This window comes from Pseudomonas anguilliseptica (assembly GCF_021375795.1).
Lineage (GTDB): Bacteria > Pseudomonadota > Gammaproteobacteria > Pseudomonadales > Pseudomonadaceae > Aquipseudomonas > Aquipseudomonas anguilliseptica_A.
In genome coordinates this window covers 144,068-163,012 of record NZ_JAEIOI010000004.1, presented here as the reverse complement: position 1 = coordinate 163,012, position 18,945 = coordinate 144,068, and the positions used below count along the sequence as shown (strand labels likewise).

Here is an 18,945-nt window from a genome sequence, read left to right as displayed (position 1 = left end):
GTCAGACCTTGAAGCTGCTTACGCCAACCCGCAGGTTGTTGGCCACCTGGTTCAACTCGTCAATCGCCGCGCCTGCCTGGCGCAGGGAGTCGACGGTCTGGCTGCTGGCTTCGCTCAGTTGCACCAGGGCCTGGTTGATCTGTTCGGCACCGGTCGATTGTGCCTGCATGCCTTCGTTGACCATCTGGATACGCGGTGCAAGGGCCTGCACCTGCTGAATGATCTGCGCCAGCTGGTCGCCCATCTGCGCCATTTCGCCAATGCCGCGGCGCACTTCTTCGGAGAACTTGTCCATGCCCATGACCCCGGCCGATACCGCCGACTGGATTTCGCGCACCATCTGCTCGATGTCGTAGGTGGCTACGGCGGTCTGGTCGGCCAGGCGACGTACTTCGACGGCGACCACGGCAAAGCCTTTGCCGTACTCGCCGGCTTTCTCCGCCTCGATGGCCGCGTTGAGAGAGAGCAGGTTGGTCTGGTCCGCCACTTTGACAATGGTGGTGACCACGTGATTGATGTTGCCGGCCTTCTCGTTGAGGATCGACAGCTTGCCGTTGACCACGTCGGCAGCGCCCATGACGTGGCGCATGATCTCTTCCATGCGGGTCAGCCCCAGTTGCCCGGTGCCGGCGAGTACCGAGGTCTGTTCGGCGTTGTCGGACACCTCGCCCATGGTGCGTACCAGGTCACGGGAGGTGGCGGCAATCTCGCGCGAGGTGGCACCGATTTCCGTGGTGGTGGCGGCCGTTTCGGTGGCGGTGGCCTGCTGCTGGCGCGAGGTGGCAGCGATTTCGGTGACCGAGGTGGTCATCTGCACAGCCGAGCGCTGGGCATGGCCGACCAGAGTCTTGAGCTCGCCAACCATGCTGTTGAAGCCGGTTTCGATAGCGTGGAATTCATCCTGACGCTGCATGTCCAGGCGCACCGAAAGGTCGCCGCTTTCGAGTTGCTTGAGCGTGCTGACGATGCTGTTGACCGGCCGGGTGATCGATTGCAGCAGCAGCCAGCCACTGGTGGCCGCGGCGGCAATGGTCAGCAGGATGGCCAGCAGCAGGCCGATTTCCAGCGTGCGCACGGCGTTGCGGATTTCCGTAGAGGCGCTGTCGGAGAGTGATTTGTTCAGCTCTGTCAGGTCGCTCAGTGTCTGCTGGCCTTTTTCCCATTCCGGGAAAACCTGCCCGGCACTGAAGGCGCGTGCCTGGGCTCCCGGCGTTTCACGCACGGTATTGAGCAGCTGCTCATGCATTTTCAGGTATTGCTTGTGTTGCCGCTTGAACGCCGCTGCGAGCGCATGTTCGCGCTCGGTTGCGACAGCGCTCTGATAGCGTGTTTGCAGGTCTTTGAGCGCCGTTTCGTTGAGTTTGAACTGCTCTTGGTAGTGATCAAGCACGGCCTGCGGCTCTTCATCGACAAGGCGCAGGAGCATGCGCCGGGTGTCGAGCATGTGCTGAGCCCAGGCTTCCTGCATCTTGCTGACGTAATAGGCGCCGGGCACCGAGTCGGTCAGCATGCTTTCCGTTGCATCCTTGATGGCCGACATACGCAGGTAGGAGGCTCCAGCGAGCAGCAGCAGAATGGCGATAAGGACAGTGAAACTGGCAATGATGCGGTTGCGAACGGTTAACTTCATCCCGTGATCCTTCAGCTGCTGTTGAAGCTGCTAGTCGTGCGTGGTGATGGGCGAACTGCCAGCCGCAAGGGCGTGGCTGCGATGCTCGCGCTGTTGCGGCCATGCTACTGGTCAGCCAGCGGCCAGCCAACCAGTTATAGCGCGTAACTCGCCAGCGCACCGCCGCGCCGGCGCTAACGGCCCCCTTCGGCGCGGTGCCGAGAGGCGCGCGTCTCGTGGCGCAGCAGCCTGTGCAACTCCTCTGCCACTGGCATCGGCCGGAAGGCGCTGACCCGCGCTCGTCCGGTATTGCCAACGGGCACCCAGATGCGTGAGAACAGCAGGGCCGCGACAACCCGCGGCAGTTGGCCGGCCACTTCGCGGTAATCGCGCTGCTGCCAGCCGAGCGTGAGCATCAGCCAATGGCTTTTGGCATGCAGCAGAGGCTGGCGTTGGCTGAGGATATGCGCGCGTTCCAGCCAGGCGAAAGCGGCCTTATTGTCGTGGGCATGCCTGGCCAGGTCGGCTTGGTGGAAGGCTTCGCTAATCGCCTGTTGTAGCGGTGTATGCATGTTGCTGTGCTCCTATTTCTTCAGCAGGCGCAGGCCGTTGAATACCACCAGCAGGCTGACGCCCATATCGGCAAACACCGCCATCCACAGGGTGGCCTGGCCGCTCAGGCTGATGGCGAGAAACAGCGCCTTGACCCCCAACGCCAGGATGATGTTCTGCTTCAGAATGACTGCGGTCTGCTGCGACAGGCGGATAAAGGCTGGAATCTTGCGCAGGTCGTCGTCCATCAGGGCCACGTCGGCGGTATCGATGGCTGTGTCGGTGCCGGCCGCCGCCATGGCGAAACCGATCTGCGCTTTGGCCAGCGCTGGAGCATCGTTGATCCCGTCACCGACCATGCCGACGACAAACCCGCGTGCCTGTAAGGCTTCGATGGCTTGCAGCTTGTCTTCTGGCAACAGGTTGCCGCGTGCTTCGTCGATGCCTACCTGGGTCGCGATGGCTGCCGCGGTGTGCGGGTTGTCGCCAGTCAGCATGCAGGTCTTCACCCCCAGCGCATGCAGCTGGGCGATGGCTTCGCGACTGGATTCTTTGACTGTATCGGCCACGGCAAACAGCGCCAGCGCACGACTGTTGTCGCACAGCACCACCACGCTTTTGCCCTGGCGTTCCAGGCCTTCGAGGGTGGCTTCCAGTTCGGCCGAGCACAAGCCGCGTTCTTCCACCAGGCGATGATTGCCCAGGTAGAACACGGCGCCGTCGATATTTCCCTGCACGCCACGACCGGGCAGGGCGGCAAAATTCTCGACTGCACGGATGAGCAGGTTCTGCTCACGCGCCTGCTTGGCAATCGCCTGGGACACCGGGTGGTCGGAGCGATCGGCCAGGCTCGCGGCGTGGCTGCGATAGTGTTCGGCATCCTGTTCCAGCAGGGGTAGGTAGTCTGTTTGCACCGGCTTGCCGTGGGTGAGGGTGCCGGTCTTGTCGAGCGCCAGGAAGCCCAGCTTGGCAGCGCTTTCCAGGTAGACCCCACCCTTGACCAGAATGCCTTTGCGTGCGGCGGCGGCCAGGCCGCTGACGATGGTCACCGGGGTCGAGATCACCAGGGCGCAGGGGCACGCCACCACCAGCAGCACCAGGGCGCGGTAAATCCAGTCATACCAGGGTTCGGCCAGCAGCAGTGGCGGTAGCAGCGCAACCGCCAGGGCCAGGAGAAACACCAGTGGGGTGTAGACCTTGGCGAACTGGTCGACAAAGCGCTGGGTCGGCGCGCGCGAGCCCTGCGCCTGTTCAACCGCGTGGATGATCCGCGCCAGCGTGGTGTTGCTTGCAGCGGCCAATACGCGGTATTCCAGTGCGCCGGCCTGGTTGATGGTGCCGGCAAAGACCAGATCGCCAATGGTCTTTTCCACGGGCAGGCTTTCGCCGGTAATGGGGGCCTGGTTGATCGTCGAGTGGCCGCTGATCACTTCGCCATCCAGGCCGATGCGTTCGCCTGGGCGCACCCTTACCAGGGCGCCGACTGCAACGCTCGTTATCGCTACGTCCAACCAGCTGCCGTCGGCCTGCTGCACTGTGGCGCGCTCGGGCGTCAGGTCCATCAGGCTGCGAATGGCATTGCGCGCACGATCCAGTGACTTGGCTTCGATCAGCTCGGCCACGGCAAACAGGAACATGACCATGGCCGCCTCCGGCCATTGGCCGATCAGTACGGCGCCGGTTACGGCAATACTCATCAGTGCATTGATATTCAGGTTGCGATTTTTCAGGGCGATCCAGCCCTTTTTGTAGGTGCCCAGGCCGCACAACAGAATGGCCAGCAGCGCCACGCCAGCGACCAGCCACTCCGGTGCCAGCGCGGCGAAGTGCAGAACTTCTGCGCTCAGCGCCGCCACCCCGGACAGCGCCAATGGCCACCAGGCTTTCTTGCGTGGCTCCGGGGCGGGTTTCGCTTCGCCCGTCAGCGGCTCGGCCTGCATGCCGAGCGCGCCGATGGCTGCCTCAATCGGCGTGGTGGACGGCAGGCGATGCCAGACCCCGAGCACGCGGTTGATCAGGTTGAACTCCAGGCGCTCGATGCCTGCGAGCTTGCACAGGCGCTCTTCGATCAGCGTCTGCTCCGTCGGGCAGTCCATCTGCTCGATGCGAAACTGGCTGAACAGCGCACCGTCCAGGGCTCCTTCGCCCGTCGGTGCAGTGGCCATGGCGTCCGCTTTCGGTGGGTGATGGTGGCCGTGGCCGCAGCAATCATTCATCAGACTATCCTCGCTACACGATGGAGTAGAGTGAACACCCTGAAGCCACTACAGGGTCAAGCACCTTTGCGCGAGGTTGTCATGAAGATTGGAGTACTGGCCAAACAGGCCGATTGCCCGGTTGAAACGGTGCGCTACTACGAGCGTGAAGGGCTGCTGCCTGCTCCGGCCCGCACGGAGGGCAATTACCGGCTGTATAGCAGCGAGCACCTGGAACGGCTGACCTTTATCCGCAATTGCCGCACGCTGGACATGACCCTGGATGAAATCCGCCGCATGCTGGCCCTGATGGACAGCCCCGCGCAGAACTGTGAAGGCGTCAACAGCCTGGTGGATGAGCACATTCGTCATGTTCAGGCGCGGGTTACCAGCCTGCTGGCACTGCAACAACAACTGCTCGACCTGCGTCACCGCTGTGCTTCGGAACAGGGCGTGGAGGCCTGCGGCATTCTCCAGCAGTTGAACAGCAGCGGCGGGGTCAGCGCGCTGCCGGATGACGGCCACTCGCATGTGGGCAAGAGCCATCGGCACTGAGGCGCTGGCAAATCTTGGGGGGGAGGGGAATGCCGGCGGCGATTTTCGGGCAATAAAAAAGCCGGCTTGTGGCCGGCTTTTAGGGGGTAGTCCCGACTTATTTTTGGTAAGCCGCGACCGCCTTGAGAATCAGACCGCGGGCTTCTTCAGCGCCGCCCCAGCCTTCAACCTTGACCCATTTGCCTTTCTCGAGATCCTTGTAGTTCTCGAAGAAGTGCTTGATCTGCTCGATCAGCAGGGCCGGCAGGTCGGTGTATTCCTGGACGTCTTTGTACAGCACGGTGAGTTTGTCGTGCGGTACGGCAACCAGCTTGGCGTCGCCGCCGGCTTCGTCGCTCATGTGCAGCACGCCAACCGGACGGGCGCGGATAACCGAGCCTGGCGCCACTGGGTACGGGGTCACGACCAGCACGTCGAGGGGGTCACCGTCGTCAGCCAGGGTGTGCGGGATAAAACCGTAGTTGGCCGGGTAGAACATCGGGGTGGCCATGAAACGGTCGACCATCAGGCAATCGCTGTCGTGGTCGATTTCGTATTTGATCGGCGCGTGGTTAGCCGGGATCTCGATGGCGACGTAGATGTCGTTCGGCAGGTCTTTGCCAGCCGGGATCTTGCTGTAGCTCATGGGGCGACTCCCGAGGGGTGGGCCAAAAAAGTGGCGCGATTATAGGCATATTCCCCAGGCGTTGCTACGCCGGGATGCCTAGCCATTGGTCGCGAACTCACTGTCTTCGGTTCTGACCTGATAGTCCGGGTTGCTCGCTTGCAACTGCTGCAGGCGGGCCAGTGGGTCCTGCCGATAGAACAGCGCCAGCTGCGCGTACACCGCCGGGAAGGCCCCGGCGAGCAGGTCCGGAGCGCTGAAGAAGTATTCGCTGGTCACGGCAAAAAATTCTGCCGGGTTTTCCGCCGCATAAGGGTCGATGGCGGTGTCGGCCTCGGGATTGGCATCCAGTTCGGCGTTCATCTGGTCAAAGGCGCTCTGCATGGCCTCGGCCCAGTCCTGAATGGCCATGTTGCTGTGCAGGGGCGGCAAGCCGTTGGCGTCGCCATTGAGCATGTCCAGCTTGTGCGTCAGTTCGTGGATCACCAGGTTGTAACCGTCCCACTGGCCGCTGGCTAATACTCCAGGCCAGGCGAGGATTACCGGGCCTTGCAGCCAGGCCTCGCCGCTGTGTTCGGCGTCCCATTCATGCACCACGCCGCTCGGGTCGCGGTGGCGCTGCGGGCTGACGAAATCATCCGGATACAGGACGATTTCATGAAAGCCCTGGTACCAGTTGAGGTCGGCCAGGTGCAGCAGTGGCAGCTCGGCCTGCACCGCCAGCAGCAGGTGTGCGTGGCTGTCCAGCTCAACGCCGGGTAGGGGGCTGAGGTGTTTGTGGTGCAAAAACAGCACGGCACGTTCACGCAGGCGCTGCTGTTCGGCTTCATTCAAGCCGTCGAGGATTGGTAGCTGCTGCAGCACGGCCTGCCATTGCGCAGGGCTGATGGGGTGACGGGCAAGGATGCGCTGGCGACGCCAGGCGCGGAACGACCACATGGACTCTGCTCGGACGCTAGGGAGCACCCACCTTAAGCCGGGGGGATGCGCTGGGCAAGTCGGCACAAAGGCTGCAACAGCCTGGGGGTATACGACCTGGGAGGGCTGCCAATGTCGATCGAGCGTCTGCATCATCCCACCATCAAGCTGCTCTGCGGCAACGGTCTTGACCTGTCCAGCCAGGCCGCCCGGGCCCGCGCGATCAGGCTGCCTGGGCGTGAAGGACGTTCGCCGCTGTTACTGGTCGCGCTGCTCTGGGCGCGTGATTGCACTAATGTGGTGCGTATGCTGGAGGCCTATCTTGATGGGCTGCTGGCAGATTTTTGCAGCACCCCGGCGGGCTGGAGCGAAGCACAGGCAGCGCGCCAGGTACTGGCGGGGTTGAATCAGCAGCTGTTTCGCCAGCGTCAGGCGGGGCGCAGCATCGCGCAACTGGATGCCGGCTTGTTGCTGCTGCAGAACGGCGAGGCGCAGTTTCTCCAGGCCGGGGCCATCGGTTTGCAGCGCTATCAAGGCGCTGCGGCAACCTGCCTGATCGGCCGTGATGGCTTGCAACTGGGCGCGCAGGCTGAGTTGGCGCTGGTGCAGCACCACCTGTACCTGAATGCGGATGAGTTGTTGCTGATGGCCCCGCAGCCGTTGCTGGATGTAGCCGATCTGCAAGGCTGGCGTGGGCTTGATGCGGAGCTCGATACGCAGGCCCTGCAGACGCTGCTTACGCCCTTGTTGCAGGCACCTGGGGCGGCGGTGTTGCTGCAGCCGGGTGTGCTTGAGCAGGCATCGGCGTTGACCGTGCGTGCACCCTGGCCTGCGGTGCCGCATGCGCAGCCGGGTGTGCAGCTGGATGGCTGGGTGCTGCTGTCGGCATGCCCATATGGGCCGCCAGGTCGGCTGTTTCGCGCCACCGATCCGCGTGGCCGGGAGGCGCTGCTATGGCTGGCCGAGCAGGCGGCTGATGAAGTCTTCTGGCAACGCGAATGGGCGCTGCGGCGCAGCCCGGTGAGCAGCTTGCCGCAGGTGCTGTCGTCACATCAGCCGCGTGAACATGCCTTTCTGCTGCTGGAACCGCCTGCCAAGGGCATGCGCAGCCTGATTGATTGGGTGGCGGCGCATGGTCCGGTGGATGGCCTGACGCTGCTGGCCCTGCTTGAGCAACTGGTCGCGGCGGTGCGCGGGTTGCAGCGCCGTGGCATGCAGGGGCTGTGGCTGGATCCGCGCAATATCCTGGTAAGTGACGGCGGCCGTGTGTTGCTGTTACCCGAACATGCCGCGCTGATCCCCGGTGTTGTGCAGCAGGCGCTGCCGGCTCAGGCCGTACCGCTGGCGCCGGAGGCTCGTGCCGGGCAGGCCCTGGATGGTCGAGCTGATCAGTTTGCCCTGGCAGCGCTGGCCTACTGGTTGTTCTGCGGGCGTTGGCCGGAGGTGGCGCAGGCGGATGCCGATGGCAACAGCCGCTATAGGCCGCTGGCGCAGTTCAGTGGGCAAGTGCCCATGGGCTGGGATGGTGTGCTGGCGCGGGCTCTGGCACCCAGGCCTGAGGCGCGTTTCGAGGCGCTCTCGGAGTTTGAACAGGCGTTGCGCCAGCCGTTGCTGCAGCACCCGGCTCCAAGGTTGCGTACACGGCGTTACCGCTCGCCCTGGCACCTGGCATTGCTGGGTTTGCTGTTGATGCAGCTGGGAATCGGCCTGTGGCTGAGCCTGAACGGCTGACCTGCGACGCTTGGTACGTCGCAGGCCTGCGGGCGGTTACGGCGCGGTGAAGTCTTCGCTGATCGGCAGGACAAAGCTCTTGAACTCGGTGTCTTCCTTGAAACCGATGGATTCGTAGAGCTTGTGCGCGACCTCGTTGTCGACACTGGACGCCACGCGCAGGCGCACGGCGTTGGTCTCTTTGGCCATTTGCTTGGCGGTCTGGATCAGCCGATCAGCGACCAGTTGGCGGCGTGCATCCTGGCAGACGTAGATGTCGTTGAGGATCCACACGCGTTTGAGCGACAGCGAGGAGAAGCTCGAATAGAGCTGACAGAAGCCGAGGATCTTGTCTTCATCGTCGGCCATGGCCAGGTAGATCACCGATTCCTTGCGGCTGATGCGCTTTTCCAGAAACTTGCGCGAGGAGTCAGGGTAGGGCAGCTGGCCGAAGTGTTCGCGGTAGTTGACGAACAGCGGCGTGAGTTGATCCAGATGCTCCAGGGTCGCTTGGACAATGCGCATGGTGAGCCTCGACTTCAGTCATGTGGATGGCGTCGGCAACAGGATGGCGCTGCCAATGAATGTTCCCGATGCTGCCTAAAGCATTTGGAAAGTGCAATCCAAACAGTTGTTTGGCCGCTAACCCCAGCCGGGGCTGGGATGTCCGCTTATCTCTGCTGGACCTGATGCGGCCAGTTTCACGTTTTTCCCGGCGCTAGCTGAGGAGGAAATTGTGGTTTTGCCCGCCGCTGACCAGCAGTGGGACCTCCGCTTCATCCTTCAGGTTGACCCCGGAGAGCTGGCGGCGGCAGGCCTCGCGCATCAGGTACAACAGGCGATGGCTGGCCATGGCGTAGCTCAGGCCCTCCTGGCGTACGTTGGAGATGCAATTGCGGTAGGCGTCGGTCAGGCCGACCTTGGGCGCGTAGGTGAAGTACAGCCCCAGGCTGTCCGGTGAACTCAGGCCCGGGCGCTCGCCGATCAGGATTACCACCATGCGCGCGCCGAGCAGTTCGGCCACTTCATCGGCCACCGCCACGCGGCCCTGGGTCACCAGAGCCACGGGCGACACGCTCCAGCCTTCGGCAGCGGTCTGTTCCTCGATATGCGCCACCATGGGCAGTGCGTTACGGTGCACGGCCAGGGCAGAGAGGCCGTCGGCGATGACGATGGCCAGGTCGTAGCCATCCGGATTGTTTTCGCGGTGCTGACCGAGCAGCTCGGCGGATTCGTGACTCAAACGCCGGCCCAGATCCGGGCGTTGCAGGTAGGTGTCGCGGTCCTTGGCGGCGCTGTGCAGCAGCAAGCTCTGTCGATGCTGGTGAGCCAGGCCAGCGGCCAGCGCGGCGTGATCAAACGGCAGGTGCACGGCATCGCGGGCCTGGGCATGGGCATACTGAAAGTCCAGCTGCGCGCGGGTCGGCATGCTGGTGCCAGCACGACCCAGCGCAATGCGCGCTGGGGTGAGGTTGCGCAGTTGCTGCCAGGGATTTTCGCTGGCGCTGCTGAGTGGGCTGTCATCGTACATAAGCGGCTCCTTGATTAACCCAGCTGCGCCAGGGCCTGACGAAACGCTGGCGGCAGGCTGCCCGCCATACGCGGGCGGCCGTCGGCCTGGGTGAAGATGCCCATGCGCTGCAGCCAGGCTTCGAACTCAGGGGCCGGTTTCAGCCCCAGGCTCTGCCGGGCATACAGCGCATCATGGAAGGAGGTGGTCTGGTAGTTGAGCATCACGTCGTCTGAGCCGGGGATGCCCATGATGAAGTTGATCCCGGCCACACCGAGCAGGGTCAACAGCACGTCCATGTCGTCCTGATCGGCTTCGGCGTGGTTGGTGTAGCAGATGTCGCAGCCCATCGGCAGGTCCAAGAGCTTGCCGCAGAAGTGGTCTTCCAGGCCGGCGCGGATGATCTGCTTGCCGTTGTACAGGTACTCCGGGCCGATAAAACCGACCACGGTATTCACCAGAAATGGTTTGAAGTGCCGCGCCACTGCATAGGCGCGGGTCTCGCAGGTCTGTTGGTCGAGACCATGGTGCGAGCCAGCGGACAGCGCGCTGCCCTGGCCAGTTTCGAAATACATCAGGTTGTTGCCCAGGGTGCCGCGGTTTAGCGATAGGCCGGCGTCGTAGCCTTCCTGCAATATGTTCAGGCTGACGCCAAAGCTGGCGTTGGCCGCCTCGGTACCGGCAATCGACTGGAACACCAGGTCCAGCGGCACGCCACGGTTGATCGCCTCGATCGAAGTGGTGACGTGGGTCAGCACGCAGGCCTGGGTAGGGATTGCATAACGTTGAATGATGCCGTCGAGCATCTTCAGCATCTCGCAGATCGAACTGATGCTGTCGGTGGCCGGATTGATGCCGATCATGGCGTCGCCGTTGCCATACAGCAGGCCGTCGAGAATGCTCGCGGCGATGCCGGCCGGTTCGTCGGTCGGGTGATTCGGTTGCAGGCGAGTGGACATGCGCCCGCGCAGGCCGACGGTGTTGCGAAAACGGCTGACCACACGGATTTTCTGCGCCACCAGCACCAGATCCTGCACGCGCATGATCTTCGCTACCGCCGCCGCCATTTCGGGCGTCAGGCCTGGCGCGAGGGCGCGCAGGCTGGCCTCATCGGCGCTATCGCCGAGCAGCCAGTCGCGAAAGCCGCCGACCGTCAGATGGCTGACCGGGGCGAAGGCCGCGAGGTCATGGCTGTCGATGATCAACCGGGTGACTTCATCCGCTTCATAGGGAATCAGCGCCTCGGTGAGGAACTGCTTGAGCGGAATATCGGCCAGCGTCATTTGCGCCGCCACGCGCTCACCGGCATTGCTCGCCGCTACACCGGCGAGATAGTCGCCGGAGCGCGCCGGGCTGGCCTTGGCCATCACCTCGGCGAGGCTGTCGAAACGGTAGGTTTCACCGCCTACCGTATGCTGAAAACTGGACATTGCGTGTCTCCCAAACGTCGCGCTGGCGCAGCTGCGCCAGCGCGACGGGTATTACTTGAGCGCGGCCTCGGCTTTACCGATGGCAACGAATTCTTCTTCCGGCGTACCGGCCACCAGGTGATGGCGGCTGTACAGGGCGAAGTAAGCGATCAGCACGGCGTAGATAACCGCAGCGCCAATCACCACCCGTGGGTCGACCAGGAAACCGGCCACCACGGCCACGCAGGCCAGCACCAGGGCGATGCCCGAGGTGACGATGCCGCCTGGGGTGCGATACGGGCGATGCATTTCCGGGCGGCGCACGCGCAGGGTGATGTGCGCGGCCATCATCAGCACGTAGGAGAGGGTGGCGCCGAATACCGCCACCAGAATCAGCAGGTCACCCTGGCCGGACAGTGACAGGGCAAAGCCGATTAGGCCGGGCACGATCAGCGCCAGCACCGGGGCCTTGTTCTTGTTGGTCAGCGACAGCGAACGTGGCAGGTAGCCGGCGCGCGACAGGGCGAAAATCTGCCGGGAGTAGGCGTAAATGATCGAGAAAAAGCTGGCAATCAAACCGGCCAGGCCGATCAGGTTGACGAAGCTGCTCATCCAGGTGGATTCGCCGTAGGCAATGGTCAGGGCTTCCACCAGCGGGTTGCCGGAGGCCATCAGCGCCTTGGCACCGGCGCCGCCTGGGCCAATCAGCAGAATCAGCAGGGCAAAGGCCAGCAGTACCAGCATGGCGCCGATTAGCCCGCGTGGCATATCGCGCTGCGGGTTGCGGGTTTCTTCAGCGGCCAGCGGCACGCCTTCGACTGCGAGGAAGAACCAGATCGCATAGGGGATCGCCGCCCACACGCCGACATAGCCGAACGGCAGGAAGCTGCTGGCGCCTGCGGCTTCAGTCACCGGGATATCGAGCAGGTTGGCCACCGAGAAGTGCGGCACCATCGCGACGATAAACACGCCGAGGGCAATTGCCGCCACGGCGGTGATGATAAACATCAGCTTCAGCGCTTCACCGACGCCGAAGATATGGATGCCGATAAACAGCACATAGAAGGCCAGGTAGATCGCCCAGCCGCCAATGCCGAACAGCGACTCGCAGTAGGCGCCGATAAACACCGCAATCGCCGCTGGGGCAATGGCGTATTCGATAAGGATCGCCGTGCCGGTAAGAAAACCGCCCAGGGGGCCAAAGGCGCTGCGGGCAAAGCCATAACCGCCACCGGCGGTGGGGATCATCGAGGACAGTTCAGCCAGGGAAAAGCACATGCACAGGTACATCAGCGCCATCAGCAGGGTGGCGAGAAACATGCCGCCCCAGCCGCCCTGGGCTAGACCGAAGTTCCAGCCGGCATAGTCACCGGAAATCACGTAGGCCACGCCCAGGCCGACCAGCAATACCCAGCCTGCTGCGCCCTTCTTCAATTGCCTGCTTTGGAAGTAATCGGCATCGACCTGCTCTAAATCGGTGCCTTGCGGTAGACCTACCGCACTGATTTGTTCTGCTGCCATGGGAATTCCTTATCAACATACTGGTCGCAGCCCAAGCCCGGTCAGGTATGTAGGTGGATGAGGGAGGAAACTACCCAGGTGGTCAGCAACCGCTGTGCCAATCATGCGGCTGGTCTAGACCTGTGACGCACGGTGACAGGTCGATGTCGGTTATGGTTGTCGGCGCTGAGGTGTCAGCGTGCTCCAGAAGTGTCGGCCAGCCTCTGTTGCGCGGCGGCGCTGTGCTAATCTGCGGCCAGTTTTTATCGCGCCTCTTCACCGTTTGTTCAGGACGCCTCAAGGTAAATCATGCATATCCATATTCTCGGCATCTGCGGCACTTTTATGGGCTCGCTGGCCGTGCTGGCCAAGGAACTCGGCCACCGCGTGACCGGCTCCGACGCCAACGTTTACCCGCCTATGAGCACCCAGTTGGAAGCTCAGGGTATCGAACTGACTCAGGGCTATGACGCCGCCCAACTCGACCCTGCACCGGACTTGGTGGTGGTCGGCAACGCCCTGTCGCGCGGCAATCCGGCGGTGGAATATGTTCTGAACAAGGGGCTGCCTTACGTGAGCGGCCCGCAGTGGCTGGCCGATCATGTGTTGCAGGGCCGCTGGGTCATGGCCGTGGCCGGCACCCACGGCAAGACCAGCAGCTCCAGCATGCTCGCCTGGGTGCTTGAGCATGCCGGTATGAGCCCGGGCTTTCTGATTGGCGGCGTGCCGCAGAACTTCGGCATTTCCGCGCGTTTGGGCGGTACGCCGTTCTTTGTGGTGGAAGCCGACGAGTACGACAGCGCCTTCTTCGACAAGCGCAGCAAGTTCGTGCACTACCGCCCGCGCACCGCGATTCTGAATAACCTGGAGTTCGATCACGCGGACATCTTCCCGGATCTGGCGGCCATCGAGCGGCAGTTCCACCATCTGGTACGCACCATTCCGGGTGATGGCCTGATCATTCATCCGACCACCGAGCCTGCGCTTAAGCGGGTAATCGAGATGGGTTGCTGGACTCCGGTACAGACCACCGGCGAAGGCGGCCAATGGCAGGCGCGCCTGCTCAGCGCTGACGGTTCGCGCTTCGAGGTGAGTTTCGACGGCAAGGTTGCCGGCACAGTGGACTGGCAACTGACCGGCCAACACAACGTCGCCAACGCCTTGGCCGTGCTGGCGGCGGCGCGGCATGTCGGCGTGGTGCCAGAGCTGGGTATCGCTGCGCTGTGCGGCTTTATCAACGCCAAGCGGCGTATGGAGAAGGTTGCCGAAGTCAACGGCGTGACCATCTTCGATGATTTCGCCCACCACCCGACGGCGATTGCCACCACCCTTGATGGCCTGCGCAAACGCATCGGCGACGCCAAGCTGATCGCCATCGTCGAGCCGCGCTCCAACTCGATGAAGCTTGGCGCGCACCGTGATGGTCTGCCGGAATCCGTGGTGCAGGCGGACTCGGTGTACTGGTACGCGCCGCCGAATCTCGGTTGGGATCTGGCCGGCACCGTGGCCACCTCGACTGTGCCGACTCAGGTCTGCGATTCCCTGGAAGCGATCATCGCTGGGGTAAAGGCCGAAGCCGCACCCGGCACCCAGGTGGTAGTAATGAGCAACGGCGGCTTCGGCGGTTTGCACGGCAAGCTGGCGGCGGCCCTGGAGGGTTAAATGTCCGGACCTGAACGCGTCACTCTGGCTATGACCGGCGCATCCGGTGCGCAGTATGGCCTGCGCCTGCTCGACTGCCTGGTGCGGGAAGACCGTGAGGTGCACTTTCTGATTTCCAAGGCCGCGCATCTGGTGATGGCCACGGAAACCGATGTCAGCCTGCCGAGCAAGCCGCAGGCCATGCAGGCGTTCCTGAGCGAGTACACCGGCGCCGCGCCGGGGCAGATTCGCGTGTACGGCAAGGAAGACTGGATGGCGCCGGTGGCCTCCGGCTCCGGTGCGCCTTCGGCGATGGTGGTGGTGCCGTGCAGCACTGGTACGTTGTCAGCGATTGCCACCGGGGCCTGCAACAACCTGATCGAGCGCGCCGCCGATGTGGCCTTGAAGGAGCGCCGTCAGCTGATTCTGGTGCCGCGCGAGGCACCATTCTCCAGCATCCATCTGGAGAACATGCTCAAGCTGTCGAACATGGGCGCAACCATCCTGCCGGCCGCTCCAGGCTTTTATCACCAGCCGCAAACCATCGATGACCTGATCGATTTCGTCGTGGCGCGCATCCTCAACTGCCTAAACATCCCGCAGGACATGCTGCCGCGCTGGGGTGAGCACCACCAGATCACCCCGGATGAATAAGCTACTGGCCCGCGCGGTCGTCTGCCTGCTGCTGAGCCTGACCCTCAGCGGCTGCGCCACGGTGCGCACCCTGGATGCCGCCAAGCCAGAGGCTCCGGTGGTGTATGCAGGTACGCGGCTGAACCTGTATGCGCTGCAAGGCGGTTGCTGCGCCACTGACCGTTTCGGCGCCGAGGCACCGGCCTACCCGGCGGCCGATCTGCCGGTCAGCGCGTTGCTCGATACCCTGTTGCTGCCACTGTCCCTGGCCACTGCCATCGGCCTTAATCTGGGCGTCAGCGGCGGGTTGTAGTCCTAACCGGCCAGTCGGCACACCTGCTCGGCGGCCTGCTGCAAGCTATAGCGACCTTTCTCATCACGGCTGATGCGGCCCATGGCGGTGGCGGGGTCGTGGGTGAACACCAGGCGGCCGTTGCGGTTGAAGAGGTCGGCGAGCAGGGCTTCTTTCTCTTCGATCAGGCCTTCAGGGAAACGGTCGTAGCCCATGGTGATGGGCAGGTGCACCCAGGGCGCGCCAGGGATCAGGTCGCCGGGGAACACCACCGGCCCCTCTGGCATGGCCACTTCCGGCAGCAGTTGGCCAGGCGTATGACCATCGCTCCAATGCAAACGCCAGTCCGCGCCAAGCAGCTCGCAGTGCTCGGTTTCGTCGATCAGCTGCAGGCGGCCACTGCCTTCCAGCAACGTCATCAGCTCAGGGATGTAGGAAGCGCGGTCGCGGGCGTGCGGCTGGCAGGCGCGCTGCCACTGACGGCGACCAGTGATGAACTGCGCGTTGGGGAACAGCAAGCGCGCCGGCTGGCCTTCCTCCCACGCGGCGAGCAAGCCGCCGGCGTGGTCAAAGTGCAGGTGGGTGAGCACCACGATGTCGATGTCGGCATCACTCAGACCCACAGCGGCCAGGCTGTCGAGCAGCACGTGGCGGTCTTCCTGCACGCCGAAGCGCTCTTTCAGATCAGGGCTGAAGAAGGCACCGATGCCGGTTTCGATGAGGATGTTGCGCGTCTCTTCTTGCACCAGCAGGGCGCGGCAACCGAGGTCGATACGGTTCAGCTCATCCGGCGTCATCCAGCGTTGCCAGAGGGCTTTGGGCGCGTTGCCAAACATCGCGCCGCCATCGAGTTTTTGGCTGTTGCCGGTCAGGGTGGTCAGGGTTCGCATGGGGATTCTCTGGTTCTTGTCGGGGATCGCACGGTGATCGATCAAGCCTGATCCATACGGGTGAATCAGGCCATTGGACGAAGGGCTGGTGAGGTTGTTGATACCCGCCGGGTGTGGCTTGGTGGATCGCTGAGGCGCGATCCGTCTTACTTTAAGGTGACGATTGTTTCAGCGTTAGATGGCCAGAGCTATACCCTGGCCTGCACCGATAAGGAGCTGTTTACGGAACACTACGGTGCTTGGTGTGGGGCGTGATTACGGCTCAAGACGTTAAGGCCAACTCAACCAGCCGCTGAGCATCAGCCCTTGGCCTGCCACTGTGTCAGGGCCGAGGCCGGTCCCGGCTTGGCGAACAGGTAGCCCTGAAAGCGCCGGCAGCCCATGCGTTGCAGTGCTTCATACTGCGCCTGGGTTTCCACCCCTTCGGCGGTGACACTCAGGCCGAGGTTGTCGCCCAGGGCCAGGATGGTGCGCACGATGGCGGCGTCGCTGGGGTGTTCGAGCAGGTCGCGGACGAAAGACTGGTCGATTTTCAGCTGGTCCAGCGGCAGGCGCTTGAGGTAGTTCAGTGACGAGTAGCCGGCGCCGAAGTCGTCCAGCGCCAGTTGAATGCCTTGAGCCTTGAGCTGGCTCATCTTGCTGATCAGGTTTTCCACATCCTCCACCAGCTGGCTTTCCGTCAGCTCCAGTTCCAGGCGGCGTGGGTCGGCGCCGCTTTCGGCCAGGGCCGCGCAAACGTCGGCAACAAAATCGGGGTGGTGGAACTGCCGCGCGCTGACGTTGACTGCCAGGGTCAGTTGCTGCAATTGCGGATCCTGAGCCCAGATCACCAGCTGCTCGCAAGCGCTGTACAAAATCAGCCGGCCGAGGTGCAGAATCAGTCCGCTGCTTTCCGCCAGGGGGATGAACTCTGCCGGTGGCACCATGCCGCGCGTTGGGTGTTGCCAGCGCACTAGGGCTTCGGCGCCGATCAACTGTCCCTGGGCGTCCATCTGTGGCTGGTAATGCAGGATAAACCGGCGCTCGGCCAAGCTCTGGCGCAGGTCGAATTCCAGGCTGGCGCGGGCGCTGACTTCGGCCTGCATCTGCGGGTCGAAGAAACGCATGGCATTACGCCCGGCCGCCTTGGCCTGATACATGGCCATATCCGCCCGCTTGAGCACTTCGTCCACTGTGCTGCGGTCGTTGGGGAACAGGGCGATGCCGACACTGGCGGTGCTGCTGTGGTTACGCTCAAGCAGGCTGTAGGGCGCCGAAAGAGCGGCGACGATCTTGTTGCCGACATGCTCGACCTGGCTGACGGCCTGTGCCGGGTGCAGGCTCAGACCTTCGAGCATCAACACGAATTCATCGCCGCCCAGGCGGGCCAGGGTGTCCTGGGCGCGTACATGGCTGCTCAGGCGCTGGGCGACCTGTTGCAGCAACTGGTCGCCCATGTCGTGGCCGAGGGTGTCGTTGAGGTCCTTGAAGTTGTCCAGGTCGATAAACAGCAGCGCACCCTGTTGCAGGCCGCGTGCATGCTTGGCCAGGGCCTGTTGCAGGCGATCGAGCAGCAGGCGCCGGTTGGGCAGGCCGGTCAGCGGGTCGTAGAAGGCCAGCTGGTTGATCTTCTCCAGGTTCTTCTTGTGCTCGCTGATGTCGGTGGAAATGCCACACAGGGCGTAGATTTCGCCACGACTGTCGCGCAGCGGCAGCTTGGTCGAGAGGAAGGCCAGATCGGTTTCACCGGTCAGGCTGCGATTTATTTCTTCGGTCTGTACTCGCTCGCCGAGTTTGAGCACGCGGCGGTCGTTTTCATGCAGGTTGGTCGCGGTGTCGAGGTCGAAGAACTGGTCGTCGGTTTTGCCGATGACCTGCTCAAGGGGTAGGCCGAACAGCTCGCAGACTTTGCGGTTGGCGTACTGGTAACGCAACTGCGCATCCTTGATGTAAATGTAGGCTTCGACACTGTCGAGGATGGTGTTCAGGCGTTGTTCGCTGGCTTGCAGGTGCTGGGTCTTCTCACGTACCTGGCGGCGTAGCAGCAGTGCTCCGCCAAGGGCAATGGCCAGCAGCAGGGCCAGAGTGGCCAGGCCCCACCAGACGGCTGTGGGGATCAGCACCTTGGGTCGCTCGCCCCCCCAGCGTTGCAGGCTCTGGTAGTAGACCGACGATGGCGAGTTCTGCCAGGCCTTGAGATAGCGGTCTATGGTGCTCAGCAAATCGGCGTTCTGGCCCTTGCGGGTGGCGAAGAACAACTGCGCCGGCTGGAACATGATCGAGGAGCTTTTCAGGTGGTAGTGCGGGGCATGGAAGTCGCCAAAACGCTGGTTGGCCACTGCCGCATCGGCCTGCCCTGAGGCCACCAGCTCGAAGCCCTGCGGCAGGCTTTGCACACCGAGCAACTCGGCTTTCAGGCCGAAACTGTCGAGCAGGCTCTGCAGATACTGCTCCTGCACCGAGCCCTGCAACACGGCTATGCGCATGCCGTGTAGGTCGAGGATCGATTTGAGGTGGAGGTTTTCACTGCTGTACAGCTGCGACCAGCTGAACAGTGCCGGTTGCTTGTGGAAGTCCAGCACCTGAGCGCGGCTGTCGTTGTAGGCGACATCCGGCAGCAGGTCGATCTCGCCACGCTGCGTGCGCTCCAGGCACTGCTGCCATTCGCAGGGTTGCGGCAGCAGCTGCCAGTCCTCCTGGCGGGCGATCTCGTTGAGCAGTTCACCGAATATCCCCGACAGCTTGCCATCCTGGCCCAGGAGGATTTTCGGCTCGTTGGCGTAGACACCAACAGTCACCTGGCGTGGCTGAGCCTCGACTACCGAACAGGTGATCAGCCCGGTCAGCAACAGAGGGGCAAGGTGGCGCAATAACAGTCGCTGCATGGGCGGGCTGATTCTCTGCGGGGGTGTCCTAACAATAGTCAGAATCTGCGGCAGGTGCTGGCA

16 protein-coding genes are annotated in these 18,945 nt (G+C 63.1%); 5 read left to right on the top strand and 11 right to left on the bottom strand.

Going from position 1 to position 18,945, the window contains the following annotated elements; genetic code table 11:
* Position 1: 1 nt before the first annotated feature.
* From IOD17_RS15460 to IOD17_RS15450, 3 genes are all read right to left on the bottom strand, one after another.
* Positions 2-1,630 carry a methyl-accepting chemotaxis protein gene (locus IOD17_RS15460; protein ID WP_233685946.1) on the bottom strand — a complete coding sequence of 543 codons (1,629 nt, stop codon included), beginning with the start codon at positions 1,628-1,630 and terminating at the stop codon, positions 2-4.
* 173 nt (positions 1,631-1,803) lie between these two features.
* A complete protein-coding gene (locus tag IOD17_RS15455) occupies positions 1,804-2,181 on the bottom strand; it encodes a DUF3703 domain-containing protein (protein ID WP_233685945.1) in 378 nt (125 codons plus the stop codon).
* A gap of 12 nt (positions 2,182-2,193) precedes the next feature.
* Positions 2,194-4,326 (bottom strand): heavy metal translocating P-type ATPase, encoded by a 2,133-nt coding sequence (locus tag IOD17_RS15450; protein ID WP_418904278.1) that lies wholly within the window; start codon positions 4,324-4,326, stop codon positions 2,194-2,196.
* A gap of 132 nt (positions 4,327-4,458) precedes the next feature.
* Here IOD17_RS15450 and cadR point away from each other — a divergent pair, with 132 nt between their 5' ends.
* The gene (cadR, locus tag IOD17_RS15445; protein ID WP_233685944.1) at positions 4,459-4,911 is read left to right on the top strand and encodes a Cd(II)/Pb(II)-responsive transcriptional regulator; all 453 of its coding nucleotides are present in this window, start codon (positions 4,459-4,461) and stop codon (positions 4,909-4,911) included.
* 97 nt (positions 4,912-5,008) lie between these two features.
* Here cadR and ppa read toward each other — a convergent pair whose 3' ends face one another.
* The gene (ppa, locus tag IOD17_RS15440) at positions 5,009-5,536 is read right to left on the bottom strand and encodes an inorganic diphosphatase (protein ID WP_160347505.1); all 528 of its coding nucleotides are present in this window, start codon (positions 5,534-5,536) and stop codon (positions 5,009-5,011) included.
* A 78-nt stretch (positions 5,537-5,614) separates the two neighbouring features.
* On the bottom strand, positions 5,615-6,454 hold the full coding sequence (locus IOD17_RS15435; RefSeq protein ID WP_233685943.1) for a zinc-dependent peptidase: 840 nt from the start codon (positions 6,452-6,454) through the stop codon (positions 5,615-5,617).
* Between the two features lie 111 nt (positions 6,455-6,565).
* On the opposite strand from IOD17_RS15435, the gene IOD17_RS15430 reads away from it, so the two are divergent.
* Positions 6,566-8,164 carry a protein kinase gene (locus IOD17_RS15430; protein WP_233685942.1) on the top strand — a complete coding sequence of 533 codons (1,599 nt, stop codon included), beginning with the start codon at positions 6,566-6,568 and terminating at the stop codon, positions 8,162-8,164.
* Positions 8,165-8,200: 36 nt separating this feature from the next.
* Here the strand turns inward: IOD17_RS15430 and IOD17_RS15425 are convergent, their stop codons facing one another.
* The 4 genes from IOD17_RS15425 to eat form a co-directional block, all read right to left on the bottom strand.
* Positions 8,201-8,668 (bottom strand): GNAT family N-acetyltransferase, encoded by a 468-nt coding sequence (locus IOD17_RS15425; RefSeq protein WP_233685941.1) that lies wholly within the window; start codon positions 8,666-8,668, stop codon positions 8,201-8,203.
* A gap of 193 nt (positions 8,669-8,861) precedes the next feature.
* On the bottom strand, positions 8,862-9,674 hold the full coding sequence (gene eutC, locus IOD17_RS15420; RefSeq protein ID WP_233685940.1) for an ethanolamine ammonia-lyase subunit EutC: 813 nt from the start codon (positions 9,672-9,674) through the stop codon (positions 8,862-8,864).
* A gap of 14 nt (positions 9,675-9,688) precedes the next feature.
* Positions 9,689-11,083 (bottom strand): ethanolamine ammonia-lyase subunit EutB, encoded by a 1,395-nt coding sequence (locus tag IOD17_RS15415; protein ID WP_233685939.1) that lies wholly within the window; start codon positions 11,081-11,083, stop codon positions 9,689-9,691.
* 51 nt (positions 11,084-11,134) lie between these two features.
* Positions 11,135-12,583, bottom strand: a complete 1,449-nt coding sequence (eat, locus tag IOD17_RS15410; RefSeq protein WP_233685938.1) for an ethanolamine permease — start codon at positions 12,581-12,583, stop codon at positions 11,135-11,137.
* Positions 12,584-12,871: 288 nt separating this feature from the next.
* Here eat and mpl point away from each other — a divergent pair, with 288 nt between their 5' ends.
* From mpl to IOD17_RS15395, 3 genes are read left to right on the top strand one after another with little or no spacing between them, the layout of a single operon-like run.
* The gene (gene mpl / locus IOD17_RS15405) at positions 12,872-14,224 is read left to right on the top strand and encodes a UDP-N-acetylmuramate:L-alanyl-gamma-D-glutamyl-meso-diaminopimelate ligase (RefSeq protein ID WP_233685937.1); all 1,353 of its coding nucleotides are present in this window, start codon (positions 12,872-12,874) and stop codon (positions 14,222-14,224) included.
* Positions 14,225-14,857, top strand: coding sequence for a flavin prenyltransferase UbiX (ubiX, locus tag IOD17_RS15400; RefSeq protein WP_233685936.1), 633 nt, complete (start codon positions 14,225-14,227; stop codon positions 14,855-14,857).
* Positions 14,850-15,149: a YceK/YidQ family lipoprotein gene (locus IOD17_RS15395; RefSeq protein WP_233685935.1), complete on the top strand. Its 300-nt coding sequence runs from the start codon at positions 14,850-14,852 to the stop codon at positions 15,147-15,149. Before ubiX ends, IOD17_RS15395 begins: the two co-directional genes overlap by 8 nt.
* Positions 15,150-15,151: 2 nt before the next feature.
* On the opposite strand, the gene IOD17_RS15390 is transcribed toward IOD17_RS15395, so the two are convergent.
* Both IOD17_RS15390 and IOD17_RS15385 read right to left on the bottom strand, forming a co-directional pair.
* A complete protein-coding gene (locus tag IOD17_RS15390) occupies positions 15,152-16,018 on the bottom strand; it encodes an MBL fold metallo-hydrolase (RefSeq protein ID WP_233685934.1) in 867 nt (288 codons plus the stop codon).
* A gap of 299 nt (positions 16,019-16,317) precedes the next feature.
* Positions 16,318-18,882, bottom strand: a complete 2,565-nt coding sequence (locus IOD17_RS15385; protein WP_233685933.1) for an EAL domain-containing protein — start codon at positions 18,880-18,882, stop codon at positions 16,318-16,320.
* Positions 18,883-18,945: the final 63 nt, after the last annotated feature.

Excerpts from the sequence above, each read along its gene's own strand:
- IOD17_RS15460 (WP_233685946.1), bottom strand. The coding sequence starts at position 1,630 with ATGAAGTTAACCGTTCGCAACCGCATCATTGCCAGTTTCACTGTCCTT.
- IOD17_RS15455 (WP_233685945.1), bottom strand. The coding sequence starts at position 2,181 with ATGCATACACCGCTACAACAGGCGATTAGCGAAGCCTTCCACCAAGCC.
- IOD17_RS15450 (WP_418904278.1), bottom strand. The coding sequence starts at position 4,326 with ATGGCCACTGCACCGACGGGCGAAGGAGCCCTGGACGGTGCGCTGTTC.
- cadR (WP_233685944.1), top strand. The coding sequence starts at position 4,459 with ATGAAGATTGGAGTACTGGCCAAACAGGCCGATTGCCCGGTTGAAACG.
- ppa (WP_160347505.1), bottom strand. The coding sequence starts at position 5,536 with ATGAGCTACAGCAAGATCCCGGCTGGCAAAGACCTGCCGAACGACATC.
- IOD17_RS15435 (WP_233685943.1), bottom strand. The coding sequence starts at position 6,454 with ATGTGGTCGTTCCGCGCCTGGCGTCGCCAGCGCATCCTTGCCCGTCAC.
- IOD17_RS15430 (WP_233685942.1), top strand. The coding sequence starts at position 6,566 with ATGTCGATCGAGCGTCTGCATCATCCCACCATCAAGCTGCTCTGCGGC.
- IOD17_RS15425 (WP_233685941.1), bottom strand. The coding sequence starts at position 8,668 with ATGCGCATTGTCCAAGCGACCCTGGAGCATCTGGATCAACTCACGCCG.
- eutC (WP_233685940.1), bottom strand. The coding sequence starts at position 9,674 with ATGTACGATGACAGCCCACTCAGCAGCGCCAGCGAAAATCCCTGGCAG.
- IOD17_RS15415 (WP_233685939.1), bottom strand. The coding sequence starts at position 11,083 with ATGTCCAGTTTTCAGCATACGGTAGGCGGTGAAACCTACCGTTTCGAC.
- eat (WP_233685938.1), bottom strand. The coding sequence starts at position 12,583 with ATGGCAGCAGAACAAATCAGTGCGGTAGGTCTACCGCAAGGCACCGAT.
- mpl (WP_233685937.1), top strand. The coding sequence starts at position 12,872 with ATGCATATCCATATTCTCGGCATCTGCGGCACTTTTATGGGCTCGCTG.
- ubiX (WP_233685936.1), top strand. The coding sequence starts at position 14,225 with ATGTCCGGACCTGAACGCGTCACTCTGGCTATGACCGGCGCATCCGGT.
- IOD17_RS15395 (WP_233685935.1), top strand. The coding sequence starts at position 14,850 with ATGAATAAGCTACTGGCCCGCGCGGTCGTCTGCCTGCTGCTGAGCCTG.
- IOD17_RS15390 (WP_233685934.1), bottom strand. The coding sequence starts at position 16,018 with ATGCGAACCCTGACCACCCTGACCGGCAACAGCCAAAAACTCGATGGC.
- IOD17_RS15385 (WP_233685933.1), bottom strand. The coding sequence starts at position 18,882 with ATGCAGCGACTGTTATTGCGCCACCTTGCCCCTCTGTTGCTGACCGGG.